Origin of the sequence: Spiribacter halobius (assembly GCF_020883455.1) — a bacterium.
GTDB classification, from domain to species: domain Bacteria; phylum Pseudomonadota; class Gammaproteobacteria; order Nitrococcales; family Nitrococcaceae; genus Sediminicurvatus; species Sediminicurvatus halobius.
On sequence record NZ_CP086615.1, the window covers coordinates 3,852,061 to 3,868,316 of the forward strand.

Below are 16,256 nucleotides of genomic sequence, written 5' to 3' on the forward strand. Positions count from 1 at the left end.
CCGGGGCGGGCCGTGCGGGATCGTAGCGAAAGACCAGGCATCACCCCGCCAGACGCTGCAGCTCCCGCCAGATCCCGGGATCGACCTCCAGACCCTCGCCGAAGCAGCGGTCCAGGTGCTCGCGCATGAATTCCGGGGTCGGCGACTGTCGGGGGCGTGGACGGACGCGTTCGCTCTGGGGCACGGGCACGAAGGTGAAATCCGGGCTGGCGACCAGGGTGAGGTCCCGGGTGAAGGCGGGCTCGCTGTCCGCCACGTCGTAGACGCGCACGCTCGGCAGCTCGTCCTCGGCGGTGATCGCCACCATGGTCACCGCCGGCTGCTGGCCGTGGTTCTCCCAGTAGGCGAGGAGGTTGAGCCCCTCCCGGGCGAGGCGGGTCAGGTAGCCCGTGATCAGCAGGCGGTTGTGGCAGTTCTTCACCCTTACCGTGGCGAGCCGGCTTTCGCGCACGTCGGCGCAGAGAAGGTCCACCGCCTGGCCGACCACCGCGAGCACGCTGGCGCCGCCGGCGTCGATCACCGCGAGCCGCGGATCGCGGTAGAGCACCTCGGCGCGGGTCCCGGCTTCCGCCTCGAGGTAGCCGAGCCCCTTGCCGAGCTCGCTCAGCCCGCCAAGACCGTGCAGCTCCAGCCAGGCCACCATGTCCGCGGCATCCTCCTGCTCGCCCGGGGCGAACCCGAGGCTGGCGAAGGCCCGCCGTGCGGTGGCCAGCAGTTCCTGATGGTTGATCCTCACGGTGGCTCCTTGTGGCTAGCCCGCATATCTCAGCCACAAATACTAATCGTTTCGGCGGTGTTGTGAGGTATCAGCGCGGCGGCCGGGCAGAGCCATCGTTCCCGACCGCACGCCCGGCCCGAGCGCCTGCGCCGGCGAGAATGCGGGCCCGGCCTGCAGCCGGGCGGCATAGCTCTCCCGAGCTGGCGACCCCGCGGGCCATGCCGCCGCGAACCGCCGCCACCAGGCGGCGGTATCGTAGGCCACCGGCACGGCCTCCACTATCGCTTCGCCGAGGCATGCCCGCCACAGGGCATCGGCCGCAGGCGTGCGGGCGATGCGCGTACACAGGCCGCGCCGGTCGCCGCTCAGGTTGGGCAGGCCGGCGCTGCCGTTGTTGAACAGCGCCCGCCATCGCCCGCCCGCCTGCAGGGCACGGGCGTGGGGCAGACAGGTATGGGTGGCGGCGATGACGTCCGCGCCGCTGACCACGAGCGCGTCCCGCAGGTGCGCCGCGGCCGCGGCCGGCGTGCGCGCGAACGCCTCCACTGCCAGCGACCATCCGGCGAGCGACGCGGCGTCGCCGTGCAGCACCAGCACCTCCAGCCCGGCCGCCCGCACCCGCCCGAAGTAGGGCAGCGCGGCCAGGGCCTGCCGTGCCGCCGGATCAGGGGCGCCCTGGAGCGCTGCCATGATCGCGTTGGAACGCTCCACGGTGGCGGCGTCCACATGCTCGGGGTAGGCGCAGCCGCAGCCGGCCCCGCTGGCGGCGGCGAGCTCGGCCTCGACGTTGCCGGCGAGGGCGGCGTGGGCGAGCACCCGCGTCTGGATGGCCGCAAACCAGGCGGGCTCGGCGTCGAACCAGTGGAAGTCGCCGTTGAACACCAGCGCGGCGCCCTCCCGGGCGGCCCGGTCCTGGAGGGCGTCCAGGGCCTCCGGGTTGCCGTAGAGCCCGCCCGCGATGAGCACGCTGTCCGCCTCCACCAGCGGCGCCAGCGCTGCCAGAGGGCCAAGGCGGTAGCGGTAGTGCAGCGGACAGCTGCGTCCGGGCTCATCGGACATGGGTCATCATCTCCCCGGACCGGCAACGACCTTCTGCCAGCCCGATGTCGCGAACCCGCGAGGTCGCGGGCGATTCACGGCCGTGCCGGGCGCTCCTGCCCCACATCGCCTGTCAGTCCTGGGTGCCCGCCTCCGCGAGGATGATGGCGCCTTCGGCGAAACTCACTGCCGACCGGCTCTCCCTGGATCCGGCGCCAATGATACCGGCGCGCGGGCGTCGGGGCCGCCCATCGTGCAGTGCGCAATAACACGTATTCCGGCGGCCTGGCGCCTCCGCTAGCCTGCGGCCTTCGCTCTGGCCGGCACGGGCAGCGGCGGGCCGCATCCGCGGCCGCTGCGGGCCGGGCCACACGCGCAACCGGGAGTGACGCCATGCCCACGCTGCCCCTGCCCGCCCTGGTCGGCGCCCTGCTCGCCCTCGCCGTGCTGATGCTCGCCGTCGCGCCCCGGGTGCGCACGGCCGAGGGATTCTTCCGCGGCTGGAGCGAGGCCGGCGTCGCCCCCGGCGTGTTCACGCTGACGCTGTCCCAGGTCACCACCTGGATCTTCGCCCGCTCGCTGCTCAACGCCGGCATTCTCGGCTACTTCTACGGCATCGCCGGCGCACTGGCCTACACGGCCTACTACGCCTCCTTCCTCACCGGCTGGCTGATCGTCGACCGGCTGCGCTTCCGGCACGGGGCGGACAGCGTGCAGGCGTTTCTACATGAGCGCTTCGGCCGCCTCGGTACCGGCAGCTACAACCTGCTGGTGGGTCTGCGCCTGGCCAGCGAGGTGTTCGCCAACCTGCTGGTGGTGGGCATCGTCTTCGGCGCCGCCGGCAGCGTCTCCAACACCACGGCCATCCTCGCGGTGACCGCGGTGACGGTGGCCTACTCCATGAGTGGCGGGCTGCGTGCCTCCCTGCGCACGGACGTGGTGCAGATGCTGCTGCTCGGCGTCCTGCTCGCCGCGCTCACGGGCCTGATGCTCGGCCATGCGGACTTCGGCCTGGGCGCGATCGTCAGCAGCTCGCCGGACCCGACCAGTCCGGGCTGGATCCTGCTCGCCGTGGCGGCGCTGCAGGTACTGAGCTACCCGCTGCACGATCCGGTGATGATGGACCGTGGTTTCCTCGCGGCGCGTGACGTCACCCGCCGCAGCTTCCTGCATGCGTTCTGGCTCTCGGGGCTGTGCATCCTCGCCTTCGGCGTGCTGGGGGTGTTCGCGGGGCTGCACGCCGAGGGCGACGGTGAGCTGCTGGTCACCCTGGAGCGGCTGCTGGGCACGCCGGCGATGCTGATGCTGGCGCTGGCGCTGGTGATCTCGGCGGCCTCCACCCTGGATTCCACCTTCGCCAGCGCCGCGAAGCTGGTGGTGATGGACATGGGACTCGGCCCGGCGAGCCCCGGCCGGGGCCGGCTGGCGGTGGCGGCGTTCGCCCTTCTCGGCCTGGCGCTGACCTTCACCGGCAGCGACGACCTCTACGCCGCCGTGGCCGTCAGCGGCACCGCGGCCCTCGGGCTGGCGCCGGTGATCGTCTTCAGCATCCTGGGCGGGCTGAGCGTCGCGCGCTGGAGCCTGGGGGCGAGCTTCGTGACCGCCTTCGCCGGCGCCGCGCTCTATTTCCTCGAGAGCAGCGGCTACACCGGCGTCGTCGGTGCGCTCACCGGCCTGGAGCACGACTACGCGAAGCTGCTTGCCATCACCGTGGCGATCCTGGCCTTCGGCTTTCTGAGCTTCGCACTGGGTCTGCGCCGGCCGGCGACCACGGGCTGAGCGGCGGGTGCGGGCAACGCAGCGGTGCGCCTGCGAGGCCCGGGACGCGCGCCCGGCGGCGACAGCCGCGATAGCTTCGAATGCCAACCAGGCCACACTGTTAAGTGCTTTCCCCGATAGTCCGCGCAGGCATGCAGCATAGACTGGGGTGACCGATTGTGAGGCCAGCCCGGAGTTGCCCGTGCCACTTGCCGTTCGCCCTTGCCGGATGCTCTCTGCCGCGCTGCTGCTGCTGCCGCTGGCAGCGGCTGCGATCGAGCGCTTCACGCCCGCGCAGATCCTCGACTGGGAGCCCCACAGCTTCACCGGCAGCACCCGCTACGCGCTCGCCGATACGGCCAACGGGCCGGCGGTGCATGCGCGCTGCGAGGGGGGCAGCGCCTCGGGGCTCTTCTACCGGGGCGAGATCGACCTCACCGAGACACCGGTGGTGGAATGGCGTTGGCGCGCGGGCCAGCGGCCGCAGGATGTGGACGAGCGCAGCAGGGCGGGTGATGACTTCGCAGCGCGTCTGTACGCCGTGGACGAGCACACCATCCTGCGCTGGCGCACGCGGGCGCTGAACTACGTCTGGAGCGCGGGGGAGCCCGTCGGCAGCCACTGGCCGAATCCGTTCGCGAGCCAGGCCCGCATGATCGCCGTCGCCAGCGGCGAGCCGGACAGCGAGGGCTGGGTGGTTCACCGGCGTAACCTGCGCGAGGACTTCCGCCGCTACCACGACCGCGATCTGACGGAGCTGGACGCGCTGGCCATCATGACGGACTGCGACAACACCGGGGAGCCTACCGAGGCCTGGTACGGCAGAATCCGCCTGCTGCCCGCCGGAGCGGGGTAGCGATCATGGCGCGCGGCCACGAGCTGGTCATCATCGGCGGGGGGGTTGGCGGCCTGGTCACGGCCAGCGTCGCCGGCCAGCTGGGCCTGGACGTGGTGCTGGTGGAACGCGCGCCCCGGCTCGGTGGCGACTGCCTGCACTACGGCTGCGTGCCGAGCAAGACGCTGCTGCGCAGCGCCGGCGTCGCCCACCAGGCGCGCCAGGGCCAGCGCTACGGCCTGCGCACCGCGCTCGAGCCCGTCGACCTCGGCCGCGTGATGGATCATGTCGCCGAGGTGGTTCAGCGCATCCAGAACCACGACGACCCGCAGCGCTTTCGGGATTACGGCGTGGACGTGCGCTTCGGCGAGGCGCGCTTTCTCGACCCGCGTCACATCGAGGTGGCGGGCGAACGCATCCGCGGCCGCCGCTTCGTCATCGCCACTGGCTCGGAGCCGGCGCTGCCGGACGTCGCCGGGCTCGCCACCACCGGCTACCTCACCAACGAGTCCGTCTTCGCCGAGCGCCGTCTGCCCCGCCGCCTGCTGGTGCTTGGCGGCGGCCCGGTCGGGGTGGAGATGGCCCAGGCCTTCCGCCGCCTCGGCAGCGAGGTGACCCTGCTGGAGCAGGGCGAGCACCTGCTGCCCCGGGACGATGCCGAGCTCAGCGGTGAGCTCGCCGACGTGCTGGCACGGGAAGGGGTGCGCATCCACACCGATACGCTCGCCGTCGAGGCCGGGCGCACCGACACCGGCACCCGCGTGGTGCAGGCCCGCATCGGCAACGAGACGGTGGCCTTCGAGGCCGATGAGATCCTGGTCGCCACCGGGCGGCGCGCCAACGTGGCGGCCCTTGATCTGCCGGCGGCCGGGGTGGCGCTGGACGCCGAGGGGCTGATCCGGGTGGATGCGCGCCTGCGCACGAGCGCCCGGCACATCTTCGCCTGCGGCGACTGCACCGGGCCGTTCCCGTTCACTCACGTGGCGGAGTACCAGGCCGGCATCATCGTCGCCAACGTCGCCTTCCGGCTGCCGCGCCGGGTCGACTACCGGGCCGTGCCCTGGGTCACCTACACTGATCCCGAGCTGGCCCACGTGGGCCTGACGGCCGTGGAGGCGCGCCAGCGCCGGCTTGACGTCGAGGTGGCGCGTTTCCGCTTCCGCGACGTCGACCGGGCCCTCACCGACGGCCGGGAGGACGGACTGGTGAAGCTCATCGTCCATCGCGGGCGGCTGGTCGGCGGCAGCATCCTCGGCCCCCAGGCGGGCGAGCTCATCCACGAGCTGGCGCTGGCGGTATCGGCGCGTGTGCCGCTGCGGCGCCTCGCGGCTGCGGTCCATGCCTACCCCTCGCTCAGCCAGGTCATCAAGCGCGCCGCCGGCAGCCTGTATGCGCCACGTCTGTTCTCCGCCCGCAGCCGGCGGCTGGTGGGTCTGCTCAACCGGGTGCTGCCCTGACCATGGCCGCGCCACAGCACATCGACAGGCCGCTGGGGACCGGGGAGCCACCGCGGCAACCATCGTCCGGGCCGCGGGACACGCAGCGGCTCGTCACCGCCGTGCATCGCCCGGATAGCCGGCTGCGCCGGCTCGCCCGGGATCTGGGCCGCCACCTGATCGTGGCCCTGCTGCTGGTGGCGGGCAGCCTGTGGGCCGGCGAGTTCCGCCTGGTCGAGCCGCCGGTGCCCCTGATCTGGCCGGCCACCGCGGTGACCCTGGCGCTGGCGCTGCGCTGGGGGCCCTGGACCCTGCTCACCGCCGGCCTCACCGTGGCGGCGGTGCAGCTCGGCCACGGCGCCGCGCCCATGGCGGCCGGGCTGATGGGCGCCGGCCTCAGCCTCGCGGGCGCGGCAGGGCGGGCACTGCTCCTGCGGCTGGACTTCGATCCCGAGCTGGCGCGGCTGCGGGACGTCGGTCTGTTTCTGCTCGCCGGTGCCGGCGTCAGCGGGCTGTTCAACGCCCTCTCCGGAACCCTGGCGCTGGCCGGCCTGAGCACCGGGTTCGCGGAGACGCTAGGGCTGTGCTGGATCGCCGACAGCATGGGCCTGCTGCTGTTCGGGCCGATGCTGCTGACGGCCCGGCTGCCGGCGCCGCACCACCAGCCGTTGTGGGAGCTGCCGCTCTGGCTCGCCGCCATGCCGCTGGTGGTCTACCTCATCTATGGCGACAGCATGCCCGGCGCCATGGCGCTGCCGCTGTCCTACGGCGTGTTCCCCCTGGTGATGCTGGCGGCGCTGCGCCATCCGCTACCGTTAGCGAGCCTGGTGGTGAGCGCCATCGCGGTCATCGCCATTACCTGCACCGGCCTTGGCAAGGGGCCCTTTGCCGGCAGCGGCATGCGCGCCGACATGCTGGCCCTGCACGCCCATCTGGCCATACTCGCCCTGACCGGCCTGCTCCTCGCTGCCGCCCGCCACGAGCGCGACCGGGCCGAGGCGCGGGCACGTTCCCACCTCCAGGCGCTGGCCCAGGCCGGGCGGCTGAATGCCATGAGCACCATGGCGGCGGGCATCGCCCACGAGATCAACCAGCCCCTGTGCGCGGTCAGCAGCTATGCCCAGGCGGCCCGCCGACTGCTGCGCCAGGGCCACCGCGGCGAGGAGCTCGAGGCGGCCCTCGAACGCATCGTCAGCGGCAATCAGCGCGCCTCGGATATCGTCCGCCGCATCCGCGATTTCCTGCGCAGCGGCGAGCACGCGCGCCGGCGCTGCGACGCCAACACGCTGGTGACCGAGGCCTGCGAGCTGATGCGTCCCGAGCTGCGCCGGCGGGGCGTCGAGCTCTGGCTTGACCTGGACGACGGGTCTCTGTCCATTGACGCCGACCCGGTGGCGATTCAGCAGGCGGTGGTGAACCTGCTGCAGAACGCGCTGGAGGCCGTCTCGGGCCGGGCCACGCCGGAAGAGCGCTGGGTCCTGGTGCGCAGCCGGCGGAACCGCGGCCGCGACACCGTGGAGCTCACGTTCTGCGACAGCGGACCGGGGCTGCCCGCCGGGGATACCCGGGAGCTGTTCGAGCCCATGGTCACGCAGCGGCCGGACGGCTCGGGCCTCGGCCTCGCCATCACCCGCTCCATCGTCGAGAGTCACGACGGGCACATCGACGCCGGCAACCGACCCGGCGCCGGTGCCGAGTTCCGCATCCTGCTGCCGCTGAGGGAGGAAACATCGTGAGCGAGCAGATCTGGCTGGTTGACGACGAGGAGGACATCCGCGAGGCAGTGGGCTTCCTGCTGGGCACGGCCGGCTACAGCGTGCGTACGTTTGCCGGTCCCTCCGAGCTGCTGGCGGAGGTGACGCCGGCACACCGCGGCTGCCTCCTGCTGGACGTGCGCCTGCCGGAGATGGACGGCCTGGAGCTGCAGACCCGCCTGCGCGAGGCGGGGGTGAACATGCCCATCCTCTTCATCTCCGGCCATGGCGACATCCCGATGGCGGTGCGTGCCGTGAATGCCGGGGCGCTGGATTTCCTCGAGAAGCCTTTCGACGACGAGACCCTGCTGGAGCGGGTGGCCCGGGCCCTGGAGCTGGATCGCGAGCAGGCCGAGCATGTCGCCGCCATCGGCGATATCGAGCGCCGCCTGGGCAACCTCACTCCGCGCGAGCGCGAGGTGATGGAGCACATGCTCGAGGGCAAGCTGAACAAGATCATCGCCGCCGACCTCGGCATGAGCGTGCGCACAGTGGAGGTGCACCGGGCGCGGGTGCTGGAGAAGCTCGGCGTGCGCAACAGCTCGGAGATGGTACGCAAGGTGCTCTCCACCGAGACCTATCGCGACTGGCTGGTTTAGTATCCCGTTTCGTAAGTTCCTTCTCACCGATTCACGACTGCGGACGCGGATTCTAGGATCGGTGAGACAGGCGGGCCGGCAAACCGGCTCAGGCACCGAACCAGGCCGGCGCGCCGCGGCGGCGCTGAACGAGGCGCGTCGCCGCCAGCAGCAGCACCGACAGCGGCACCAGCCAGCCGAAGAACGCTGCCAGCGCCCCCAGCGAGGGGATGCCGAGGAGGAGCAGCAGCCCCGGGGCGCAGCAGGCGGATCCGGCCAGGAGCGCAGGCAGGGCCGCCAGGACGCCTCCGGTACCGGAGCCGCAGACCGCCCTGCCCCGGGCGAGGCTCACGGCGCCGTGCAGGTTGAGGGCCACCAGCCCGCCGAGGGCCGCTGCAAGCAGCACGTCCAGCGGGCTCACCAGCCACACCAGGGCGCCGGCGTCGAGCCGGGCCACGGGCTCGAAATGGAACAGCCCCCGCGCCTCCAGCCAGCGCCAGGGGTCACCGGCCCACTGCCAGCCCCACCGCGCGCCGCGGCCGAAGCCGATATCCCCGAGTGCCACCAGATAGCCCAGCGCGTAGGCCGCGCCCACGGTTCCCGAGACCAGACGCAGCATCAGCGGTCACCCCCGCCGATCACGGCCGTCTCCGGATAGAAGCCGGCCCAGGCGAACCACATGGCCTCGAACGCATTGACCGCGGTCAGCGAGTCGCGCCCGGGGATGCGCGGGCCGTCGGGGCCGAACTCGATGTCCCCGGGCGCGACCGGCGCCTCGCCGCGAAAGACCCAGCCGGTGTCCAGCCCCGGGTCGTGCACGATCAGGTAGTGCCGGCCGTTGGCCTCATGGCGCAGCACGCCCGTCTCGCGCAGTGCCGCGCGGTCCACCGCGTAGGCGTGGTCCGCATCGCGGAAACCGAGCACCTCGTGCTTCGGCGGATACCGGTCGCTCTCGTGCATGACCGGGAATACCGGGGGCGCGTCCTCGGCATAGTAGCCGCCGCGCGGGTTGTACTGGCCGTAGGGGTCGCTGCCGTAGCGCCGCAGACTGCCCGTGTCCTCGGTGAGCACCCGGGTGTGCGGATAGCGCTCGCGCCAGCGCGCCCAGGTGGTCCAGACGACACGCAGCTCCTGCAGCCCGTCACCGGCATGCGGCCCGTCGATGCCAGCCGCGAGCATCTGCGGCCACTGGGTATCGCTGGCCCGGTCGTACATCACAAGATTGCTGTTCACCAGGCGCCCGCTGACGCCGAAGGTCGTCTCGCCGCGGCGGAAGCCGAGGGCGGTCCCCGTCAGCGGACAGTAGGTCACGCTCACCGGCGTGTCGCCCACGGTGTCGTTGACGATCTCGTGCCAGACCAGGATCGCCTGGGGATAGGCGCGCGCCTCGCCATCGATGTGGATGCCGATGATGCGGTCGCCGTCGGCGAGCCGATCCCCGGCGGCGGCGGCGGACTCGAAGCGCGGCTCGTCGATGGACGGGATGCCGTCCTTGGGCGGGCCGCCGGAGAGGCGCGCCTCGCGATACTCGGCCGGGGCCTGCGGCAGAAATGGCGGCTCGGCCAGGGGTGGCCCGGCGAGGGCGGCGGCCACGGGCGCCAGCGCCATGAGACCGAAGAGGCTGCGCATGATCAGGCCTCCCGAAGCGGACGATAGCCTCATGGGAACGCAACGCCGGCGCGCCTGCCCATTCGGGGAACGACGTACTGATTGAGCGTCAGAAGTGATCCAGCAGGATCAGCGCGAGCCCGAGCAGCAGGGTACCCACCAGCCAGAGCCGGCTATAGCCACGATCCCCGTCCATCGTCAGTTCTCCAGCCCGAAGCGCGGGCGCAGGCGGATGCCGAGCAGCGAGCCGAGGAAGGCGAACACGAACCAGACCCAGCCGTGCAGGCTGGCCGAGGCAATGCCGCTGAACATCGCGCCGATGTTGCAGCCAAAGGCGAGCCGCGCCCCATAGCCCATCAGCAGGCCGCCGAGCACTGCCCCGGCCACGCTGCGCGCCCCAAGCCGGCGCTGGCTGCCGGCGTTGTAGCGCCCGGCAAGGCCGGCGGCGAGCATGGCGCCGAGGATGAGGCCGAAGTCCATCACGGAGGTGACGTCGTTCAGCACGCTCGCGCTGAGCGCCTGCGCCGGATAGGGCCAGGTCCAGTACTCCCACTGGGCGACGTCCACGCCAAGTGCCGAGAGCCCTTTGGCGCCCCAGAGTGCGAAGGCGAAGGTAATGCCCCAGGGCGTGCCCGACACCAGCAGCGTGGCCAGATTCAGCAGGGCGAGCGCCAGCGCACCCCAGAGCAGCGGCCAGCCGCCGGTGAGCAGCGTCGCTCCGGCGCCGCGCTCCGGCCCGCGCCAGAGACTGCGCTGGACGTTGCCGTGACGGGCACGCTCGGCCTCCATGAGGGCGACGCCGAGGGCGCCCAGCACCGCGAGCTGAATCAGCACGGCGCCGAGCGGATCGAGCGTGCCGATGAGGCTCACCGCCCCGATGCCAGGCCCCTCCAGCCACCAGGGGAGGTGCAGGGTGCCGAGCACCGAGCCGACGATGAAGAACGCCAGGGTGATGAGCATGCGCCGGTTGCCGGCGCCCACGGTGAACAGCGTCCCGGACCCGCAGCCGCCGCCGAGCTGCATGCCGAGGCCGAACAGAAAGCTGCCCGCCACGATCCACAACCCCACGGGCGCGACGAAGCCGCTGGCCGCGCCGGCGGCCAGCACCGGGGCGAACAGCACGCTGGCGATGCCGATCAGCAGCAGCTGCGCCCTCAGCCCGCCGCTACGCCGATGGACCACGAAGTTGCGCCAGCCCGCGGTGAAACCGAAGGCCGCGTGATAGAGCGCGACACCGAGCCCGCCACCGATGAGGAACAGCAGCACCCGGTCCGCCGGGGCCTGCCACCAGAGCAGACCCGCCAGCACGAACGCGAACACGGCGACGGTCGCGATCACGAAACGGTCCATGCCGGCGGTGAGACCCGCCGGCATGGACCGCGTGGCCGCGTGTGGGGCGACGCTCGCCATGGGTCAGCCGCCGAAGCCTTCCAGCAGACGGCTCAGGGCGCGCTGGGCCAGCGCCAGCGGGCGCGATTCGTCCTGGGTCCACTCGGTCATCGAGCCGTCGTACATGGCCACGTCCTCGTAGCCCGCCACCTCGGAGAGGGCGAACCAGGCGGTGGCCGCCCAGTGGCCGGTGTTGCAGAAGGTGACGATGCGCTCATCGGTGCGGATGCCGGCGACCTCCACCAGCTCGAAGACCCGCTCGCGGTCGACGAACTGCGCCGTGCCCTCCTGCACCAGCAGCCGCTCCTCGAGGCTCGCCGCGCCCGGGATGGTGCCCGCGCTGCGCGCGGCCGGGTGCTTGGCCTCGCCTTCGTACTGCGGGGCGGGGCGGGCGTCCACCAGCTGGTGATCGGCCTCGAGGGCCGCCTCCACCTCCTCGGTGGTGGCCAGCAGCTCGGGGCGGAAGTCGGCCTCGAAGCTCGTGCCCACGGCCTCCACCGGCCCGGTCTCAAGGGCGCCGTCCGCCTGCACCCAGGCGCGGTGGCCGCCGTTGAGGATGGCGACGTCGTCGTGCCCCAGGACCTTGAACGTCCAGTAGACGCGGGCGGCGCTGCCGAAGTCCGTCGAGCCGGAGCCGGCGGGCACGATAACGACGGTGTCGTCGTTGTCGATGCCCAGGCCGCCGATCAGGGCCTCGAGATCCTCCACCGGCGGCAGCTTGCCAGGCACACCGTTCTCGGTGACGCGCCAGCCGCCCCCGGTGTAGCTGGAGTAGACCGCGCCCGGGATGTGGGCACGCTCGAAGTCGCTGCGGTCGCTGCCGTCGATGGCGCTGCGCACGTCGAGCACGACGAGATCCTCGGCATCCAGGTTGGACTGGAGCCACCCGGTATCCACCAGCGGCGTCACGGCCGGGCCGGCGGCAGCGAGCGCCGGCGCCAGTCCGGCCGTCAGCACCGCGCTACCGACAAGACGGGTGAAACGATTCATGGCATGACCTCTGTTTGAATGGTTGCTCAAGTGGACTCCACTATAGCGTCTCGCCATGCCACGTAAAGTAATGAGTATGCACACCTTTAGAAGAATTCCGCATAAACGAGGTGTCCGCGACCGGGCTTGCCGCCCCGCTTGTGCGACCCGGGCGCTGATGCGGCTTTCCCGTATGTGACGACGGCACGGTTCGCGCGACACTGGGGGCTGACACGGGGTGTGCACGCCGGGGTCGACGCCAGCCGCCGACTGCGGCGAACACGGCCACGCCTCCACGGTCGGAACATTCCAGAGGCCGGGCGCGATGGCCGCGGCCGGCAACAGGGAGATACGACATGCCAGAGACCGCCCCCGCCAAGCCCTACTTCCTCGACCCCCGCAAGTTCCGGGATCCCGCGGTCACGGCGGATGGCGAGCCGCGGGCGAGGGTGCGGCTGAACCGGCTGGAGATGCTCTGGTTCAATACCGGCACGCTCTGCAACCTCACCTGCCGCAACTGCTATATCGAGTCATCGCCGAGCAATGACCGGCTGGTGTATCTGACCCTGAATGACGTCCGCGGCTATCTGGACGAGATCGAGCGCGACGGGCTCGGCACCCGCGCCCTCGGCTATACCGGCGGCGAGCCGTTCCTGAATCCGGCCATGCCGGACATCCTCGAGGAGAGCCTGGACCGGGGCTACGAGGTGCTGGTGCTGACCAACGCCATGCGGCCGATGATGCGCCCCAGGGTGCGCGAGCGGCTGCGGGCACTCGACTCGGAGGCCCGCTCGCGGGTCGTCATGCGCGTCTCGCTGGACCATTACAGCCGCGACCTGCACGAGGCCGAGCGCGGCCCGGACACCTTTGCACCCGCAATGGAAGGCCTGCACTGGCTGACCCGCGAAGGCTTCCGGGTCGACATCGCGGGCCGGCTGTTCTCCGGCGAGAGCGAGGCCGCCATGCGCGAGGGCTATGCGCGGCTGTTCCGTCGCGAGGGGATCGCGCTGGACGCGCATGATCCGCATGCCGTTGTGCTGTTTCCCGAGATGGACGCCCGGCTCGATGTGCCCGAGATCACCGAGGCCTGCTGGGGCAAGCTCGGCCTGTCGCCGGACGGCGTGATGTGTGCGAGCTCGCGCATGGTCGTCAAGCGCAAGGACGCACCCCGGCCTTCCGTGGTGGCATGCACCCTGCTCCCCTACGACCCGCGCTTCGAGCTCGGTCATACCCTTGCCGAGGCGGCCGGCAGCGTGGCGCTGAACCATCCCCACTGCGCCCGCTTCTGCGTACTCGGCGGGGCAAGCTGCAGCGGGTGAGGCGTACGCCACCACTCCGAGAGTTCCGTCACAGCCTGTGCCTGCCGCTCACAACCGCTCGTCCGCCGGGGCTATTCCCGAGCCGGCAGGCGGCCGATATCCTGTTCGACAGTTAATCGGCGGCCACATCGAGACAGCCGCCAACCGATCTCTCCTCCTCTTGGCCGACCGCCTGGTCGGCTTTTTTTTTGTCCGCAGTTGCCGCCCCGGCCGGCTCAGGCCACCAGCTGCACCACGGGATCGAGCTCGACCTCCATGGTGATGGGCAGATGGTCCGAAAGCGGGTAGTCCAGGACCTCCGCATGGTGCACGCGCACGCTCGGCGAGACCAGAATGTGGTCGATATTGCGCGCCGGGCGCCAGCTCGGATAGGTGAGCAGATCGTGCAGCGGCTCCCGCAGATGGGTGTTGGCCCGCAGGTAGGCCATCTCCGCACTGCGTGAGTGGCAGTTCAGATCCCCCATGATGATCACGTGGGGGCAGCCGTCGATGAGCTCCGCCACGTAACCGAGCTGGCGCAGCCGCGTGCGCTGGCCGAGTGCCAGGTGCAACAGCACCACCGTGAGATCCTCTCCGGGGCCGCCGAAGCGCAGGCTGAGCGCGCCGCGCCCGGGGATCATCCCGGGCAGCCGATGCTCGCGCACCTCCAGCGGCCGATAGCGGCTGAGCAGGCCGTTACTGTGCTGCGCCAGCTGTCCGATGCGACGGTTGGTCTGGAAGTGCCAGTAGGGGAATTCCCCGCGGCGGGCAAGGAATGCCGTCTGGTTGACGAAGCCGCTGCGCAGGCTGCCGGCGTCCAGCTCCTGCAGGCCGACGATGTCGAAGTCGCTGATGAGCTCGCCGATGCGCTCGAGATTGGGCAGCCGCCGGGCATCCGGCAGCAGGTGACGCCAGCCGCGGGTGATGTACTCGTGGTAGTAGCGGGTCTCGATGCCGGCCTGGATGTTGTAGCTCATGAGGCGCAGGCGTGTGCCTGCGCCAGCCGCCGCCGTCACCCCCTCCGGCGTGCCCATGGCGCGGCGCCTATTGCGCCGCAGCCTCCTCGCGCACCAGATACTCGGCCACGTCCAGCATCCCCTGCTGGCCGCCGGCGCGACGCACGTCCACCACGTAGCGTCCGGCCACGGTCACGGTGGGGGTGCTGCGGATGCCGTAGTCCTGGCCGAGCCGCTCGGTTCGGCGCATGCGGGAATCCACCGCGAAGGAGTTGAGGGTATCCTCCACCTCGCTCGTCTCGAGACCGGCGGTCTCGGCGAGGAAGGCCGCGATGTCCGCGTCGCTGCGGAACCGCCGGCCCTCGACGTGGATTGCCTCGAACATCGCCTGGTGGGTCTGCTCGGTGATGTCGAGCACCTCGGCGGCGTGATAGGCCCGGGCGAGCCGTGCCCATGCCTCGCGGTTGAAGGTCACCGGTGTGTGCACGAGGTTGATGTCGTCGCCCATGCGCTCGGCCCAGGCGGCCAGACGGGGCTCGAAGTCGTGGCAATGGGGGCAGCCGTAGGAGAAGAACTCCCGCACCTCGACCCCTTCGCCCTCCGCGGTGGCCACGGGCTCGTCCAGCACCTGGTAGTGCTCCTCGGCGCGGTACTCCTGGGCGACGGCGCCGCCAGCGATGGCAAGGAGCACGACGGCGAGGCCGAGTGAGCGCAATCCCAGCATGATCAATCTCCCGAATTGCCGGTGGGGTCAGAGCTCACCGTAGGAGTGCAGCCCCGAGAGGAACATGTTGACCCCGAGGAAGGCGAAGGTGGTCACGAACAGCCCCGCAATGGCCCACCAGGCCATGGGCGTCCCGCGCAGCCCCTTGGTGAAGCGCAGGTGCAGCCAGGCTGCGTAGTTGAGCCAGACGATGAGGGCCCAGGTCTCCTTCGGGTCCCAGGACCAGTAGCCGCCCCAGGCCTCCGCCGCCCAGAGGGCACCGAGGATGGTCGCCACGGTGAAGAACGCGAACCCGAGCGCGATGACCTTGTACATGACGTCGTCGAGCTGGGCGAGGGTCGGCAGGCGCTCGGCGAGGGCGCCGCCCTCGCGGGCGCGCACCCGGATCAGGTAGGCCACCCCGAGCATCGCGGCAATGGCGAAGCAGCCATAGCCGACGAAGTTCGCGGGCACGTGGATCTTCATCCAGTAGCTCTGCAGCGCCGGCACCAGCGGCTCGATGGCATAGGCCTGGCGGTCGAAGTGGTACCAGAGCAGAAAGGCCACCGAGGCGGAGATGATGGTGAGCACGAACACGCCCATGGCGCGGGTGCGGTAGGCGGCCTCGTAGTAGAGGTAGATCAGCGCCGTCATCACCGCGAACAGGACGAACACCTCGTAGAGATTGCTCACCGGGATGTAGCCGATATCGGCGCCGTGCAGATAGGTCTCGTGCCAGCGCACCATCAGGCCGGTGAGCCCGGCACCGGCGGCGGTCCAGGTCAGCGCCGAGGCGACGCGGCCGGTGAAATCGCTGTTCAGCGCCAGGGCGAGGCCATAGGCGAGGGTCGCCGCCGGGAACAGCGCGCTCATCCACATGATCGCGGACTGGCTGGAGAGCAGATAGCGGAGGAGGAAGTCGCTCTGCGCCGCCGCGAGCTCGGGATAGCGCATCACCGCGAGCAGGCTCGCGGCGCCCACGGCCACCGAGTACCAGCGCATCGCCGGCCAGTGCCAGCCGAGACCGATCAGCGTCAGCGCCGAGCCGATGAGGATGGTGAGCTCGAAGCCGGTGATGGCCTCGCGCAGCACACCGTAGGCGCCGCCCGTCGCCAGCGCCACCAGGGCTGCCCAGCCCCAGTCGGCCAGGCTCAGGCGCTGCCAGAGGCTGGGGCGGCGCAGCTCGCGAAGCAGCTCATCACGGGAGACGGCCATG

15 protein-coding genes are annotated in these 16,256 nt (G+C 71.2%); 6 read left to right on the forward strand and 9 right to left on the reverse strand.

The window, feature by feature from the left end; all coding sequences use genetic code 11:
* Positions 1-40 precede the first annotated feature (40 nt).
* Both LMH63_RS17955 and LMH63_RS17960 read right to left on the reverse strand, forming a co-directional pair.
* On the reverse strand, positions 41-736 hold the full coding sequence (locus LMH63_RS17955; RefSeq protein ID WP_109675079.1) for a DUF3726 domain-containing protein: 696 nt from the start codon (positions 734-736) through the stop codon (positions 41-43).
* Positions 737-778: 42 nt separating this feature from the next.
* Positions 779-1,777 carry a metallophosphoesterase gene (locus LMH63_RS17960; RefSeq protein WP_199225551.1) on the reverse strand — a complete coding sequence of 333 codons (999 nt, stop codon included), beginning with the start codon at positions 1,775-1,777 and terminating at the stop codon, positions 779-781.
* A gap of 372 nt (positions 1,778-2,149) precedes the next feature.
* Here LMH63_RS17960 and LMH63_RS17965 point away from each other — a divergent pair, with 372 nt between their 5' ends.
* The 5 genes from LMH63_RS17965 (at position 2,150) to LMH63_RS17985 (ending at position 8,138) form a co-directional block, all read left to right on the forward strand.
* The gene (locus LMH63_RS17965; RefSeq protein WP_109675081.1) at positions 2,150-3,535 is read left to right on the forward strand and encodes a sodium:solute symporter family transporter; all 1,386 of its coding nucleotides are present in this window, start codon (positions 2,150-2,152) and stop codon (positions 3,533-3,535) included.
* Between the two features lie 181 nt (positions 3,536-3,716).
* A complete protein-coding gene (locus LMH63_RS17970; protein WP_229332657.1) occupies positions 3,717-4,370 on the forward strand; it encodes a DUF3047 domain-containing protein in 654 nt (217 codons plus the stop codon).
* A gap of 5 nt (positions 4,371-4,375) precedes the next feature.
* Positions 4,376-5,806: a dihydrolipoyl dehydrogenase family protein gene (locus tag LMH63_RS17975; protein ID WP_109675085.1), complete on the forward strand. Its 1,431-nt coding sequence runs from the start codon at positions 4,376-4,378 to the stop codon at positions 5,804-5,806.
* Positions 5,807-5,808: 2 nt separating this feature from the next.
* Positions 5,809-7,521 (forward strand): sensor histidine kinase, encoded by a 1,713-nt coding sequence (locus LMH63_RS17980; protein WP_109675087.1) that lies wholly within the window; start codon positions 5,809-5,811, stop codon positions 7,519-7,521.
* Complete coding sequence (locus tag LMH63_RS17985) at positions 7,518-8,138, forward strand: response regulator transcription factor (RefSeq protein ID WP_308443940.1); 621 nt, start codon at positions 7,518-7,520, stop codon at positions 8,136-8,138. Before LMH63_RS17980 ends, LMH63_RS17985 begins: the two co-directional genes overlap by 4 nt.
* An 88-nt stretch (positions 8,139-8,226) precedes the next feature.
* Here the strand turns inward: LMH63_RS17985 and LMH63_RS17990 are convergent, their stop codons facing one another.
* From LMH63_RS17990 to LMH63_RS18005, 4 genes are all read right to left on the reverse strand, one after another.
* Positions 8,227-8,736, reverse strand: a complete 510-nt coding sequence (locus tag LMH63_RS17990) for a hypothetical protein (RefSeq protein WP_109675091.1) — start codon at positions 8,734-8,736, stop codon at positions 8,227-8,229.
* Positions 8,736-9,746, reverse strand: a complete 1,011-nt coding sequence (locus LMH63_RS17995; protein WP_229332658.1) for a DUF3179 domain-containing protein — start codon at positions 9,744-9,746, stop codon at positions 8,736-8,738. Before LMH63_RS17995 ends, LMH63_RS17990 begins: the two co-directional genes overlap by 1 nt.
* Before the next feature lie 177 nt (positions 9,747-9,923).
* On the reverse strand, positions 9,924-11,135 hold the full coding sequence (locus LMH63_RS18000) for a YeeE/YedE family protein (protein ID WP_109675096.1): 1,212 nt from the start codon (positions 11,133-11,135) through the stop codon (positions 9,924-9,926).
* Positions 11,136-11,138: 3 nt separating this feature from the next.
* The gene (locus LMH63_RS18005; protein ID WP_109675098.1) at positions 11,139-12,104 is read right to left on the reverse strand and encodes a sulfurtransferase; all 966 of its coding nucleotides are present in this window, start codon (positions 12,102-12,104) and stop codon (positions 11,139-11,141) included.
* 335 nt (positions 12,105-12,439) lie between these two features.
* Between LMH63_RS18005 and LMH63_RS18010 the strand changes: the two genes are divergently transcribed.
* Complete coding sequence (locus tag LMH63_RS18010) at positions 12,440-13,402, forward strand: radical SAM protein (RefSeq protein ID WP_109675100.1); 963 nt, start codon at positions 12,440-12,442, stop codon at positions 13,400-13,402.
* Positions 13,403-13,617: 215 nt separating this feature from the next.
* Here the strand turns inward: LMH63_RS18010 and LMH63_RS18015 are convergent, their stop codons facing one another.
* Genes LMH63_RS18015 through ccsB form a run of 3 tightly spaced genes read right to left on the reverse strand, consistent with a single transcriptional unit; the run spans position 13,618 to position 16,255 of the window.
* Positions 13,618-14,415, reverse strand: a complete 798-nt coding sequence (locus tag LMH63_RS18015) for an endonuclease/exonuclease/phosphatase family protein (protein ID WP_229332659.1) — start codon at positions 14,413-14,415, stop codon at positions 13,618-13,620.
* A 10-nt stretch (positions 14,416-14,425) separates the two neighbouring features.
* Positions 14,426-15,061, reverse strand: coding sequence for a thiol:disulfide interchange protein DsbA/DsbL (locus LMH63_RS18020; protein WP_109675102.1), 636 nt, complete (start codon positions 15,059-15,061; stop codon positions 14,426-14,428).
* A 27-nt stretch (positions 15,062-15,088) separates the two neighbouring features.
* On the reverse strand, positions 15,089-16,255 hold the full coding sequence (gene ccsB, locus LMH63_RS18025; RefSeq protein WP_109675104.1) for a c-type cytochrome biogenesis protein CcsB: 1,167 nt from the start codon (positions 16,253-16,255) through the stop codon (positions 15,089-15,091).
* Position 16,256 lies beyond the last annotated feature (1 nt).

Excerpts from the sequence above, each read along its gene's own strand:
- LMH63_RS17960 (WP_199225551.1), bottom strand. The coding sequence starts at position 1,777 with ATGTCCGATGAGCCCGGACGCAGCTGTCCGCTGCACTACCGCTACCGC.
- LMH63_RS17965 (WP_109675081.1), top strand. The coding sequence starts at position 2,150 with ATGCCCACGCTGCCCCTGCCCGCCCTGGTCGGCGCCCTGCTCGCCCTC.
- LMH63_RS17975 (WP_109675085.1), top strand. The coding sequence starts at position 4,376 with ATGGCGCGCGGCCACGAGCTGGTCATCATCGGCGGGGGGGTTGGCGGC.
- LMH63_RS17980 (WP_109675087.1), top strand. The coding sequence starts at position 5,809 with ATGGCCGCGCCACAGCACATCGACAGGCCGCTGGGGACCGGGGAGCCA.
- LMH63_RS17990 (WP_109675091.1), bottom strand. The coding sequence starts at position 8,736 with ATGCTGCGTCTGGTCTCGGGAACCGTGGGCGCGGCCTACGCGCTGGGC.
- LMH63_RS17995 (WP_229332658.1), bottom strand. The coding sequence starts at position 9,746 with ATGCGCAGCCTCTTCGGTCTCATGGCGCTGGCGCCCGTGGCCGCCGCC.
- LMH63_RS18000 (WP_109675096.1), bottom strand. The coding sequence starts at position 11,135 with ATGGCGAGCGTCGCCCCACACGCGGCCACGCGGTCCATGCCGGCGGGT.
- LMH63_RS18005 (WP_109675098.1), bottom strand. The coding sequence starts at position 12,104 with ATGAATCGTTTCACCCGTCTTGTCGGTAGCGCGGTGCTGACGGCCGGA.
- LMH63_RS18010 (WP_109675100.1), top strand. The coding sequence starts at position 12,440 with ATGCCAGAGACCGCCCCCGCCAAGCCCTACTTCCTCGACCCCCGCAAG.
- LMH63_RS18015 (WP_229332659.1), bottom strand. The coding sequence starts at position 14,415 with ATGGGCACGCCGGAGGGGGTGACGGCGGCGGCTGGCGCAGGCACACGC.
- LMH63_RS18020 (WP_109675102.1), bottom strand. The coding sequence starts at position 15,061 with ATGCTGGGATTGCGCTCACTCGGCCTCGCCGTCGTGCTCCTTGCCATC.
- ccsB (WP_109675104.1), bottom strand. The coding sequence starts at position 16,255 with ATGGCCGTCTCCCGTGATGAGCTGCTTCGCGAGCTGCGCCGCCCCAGC.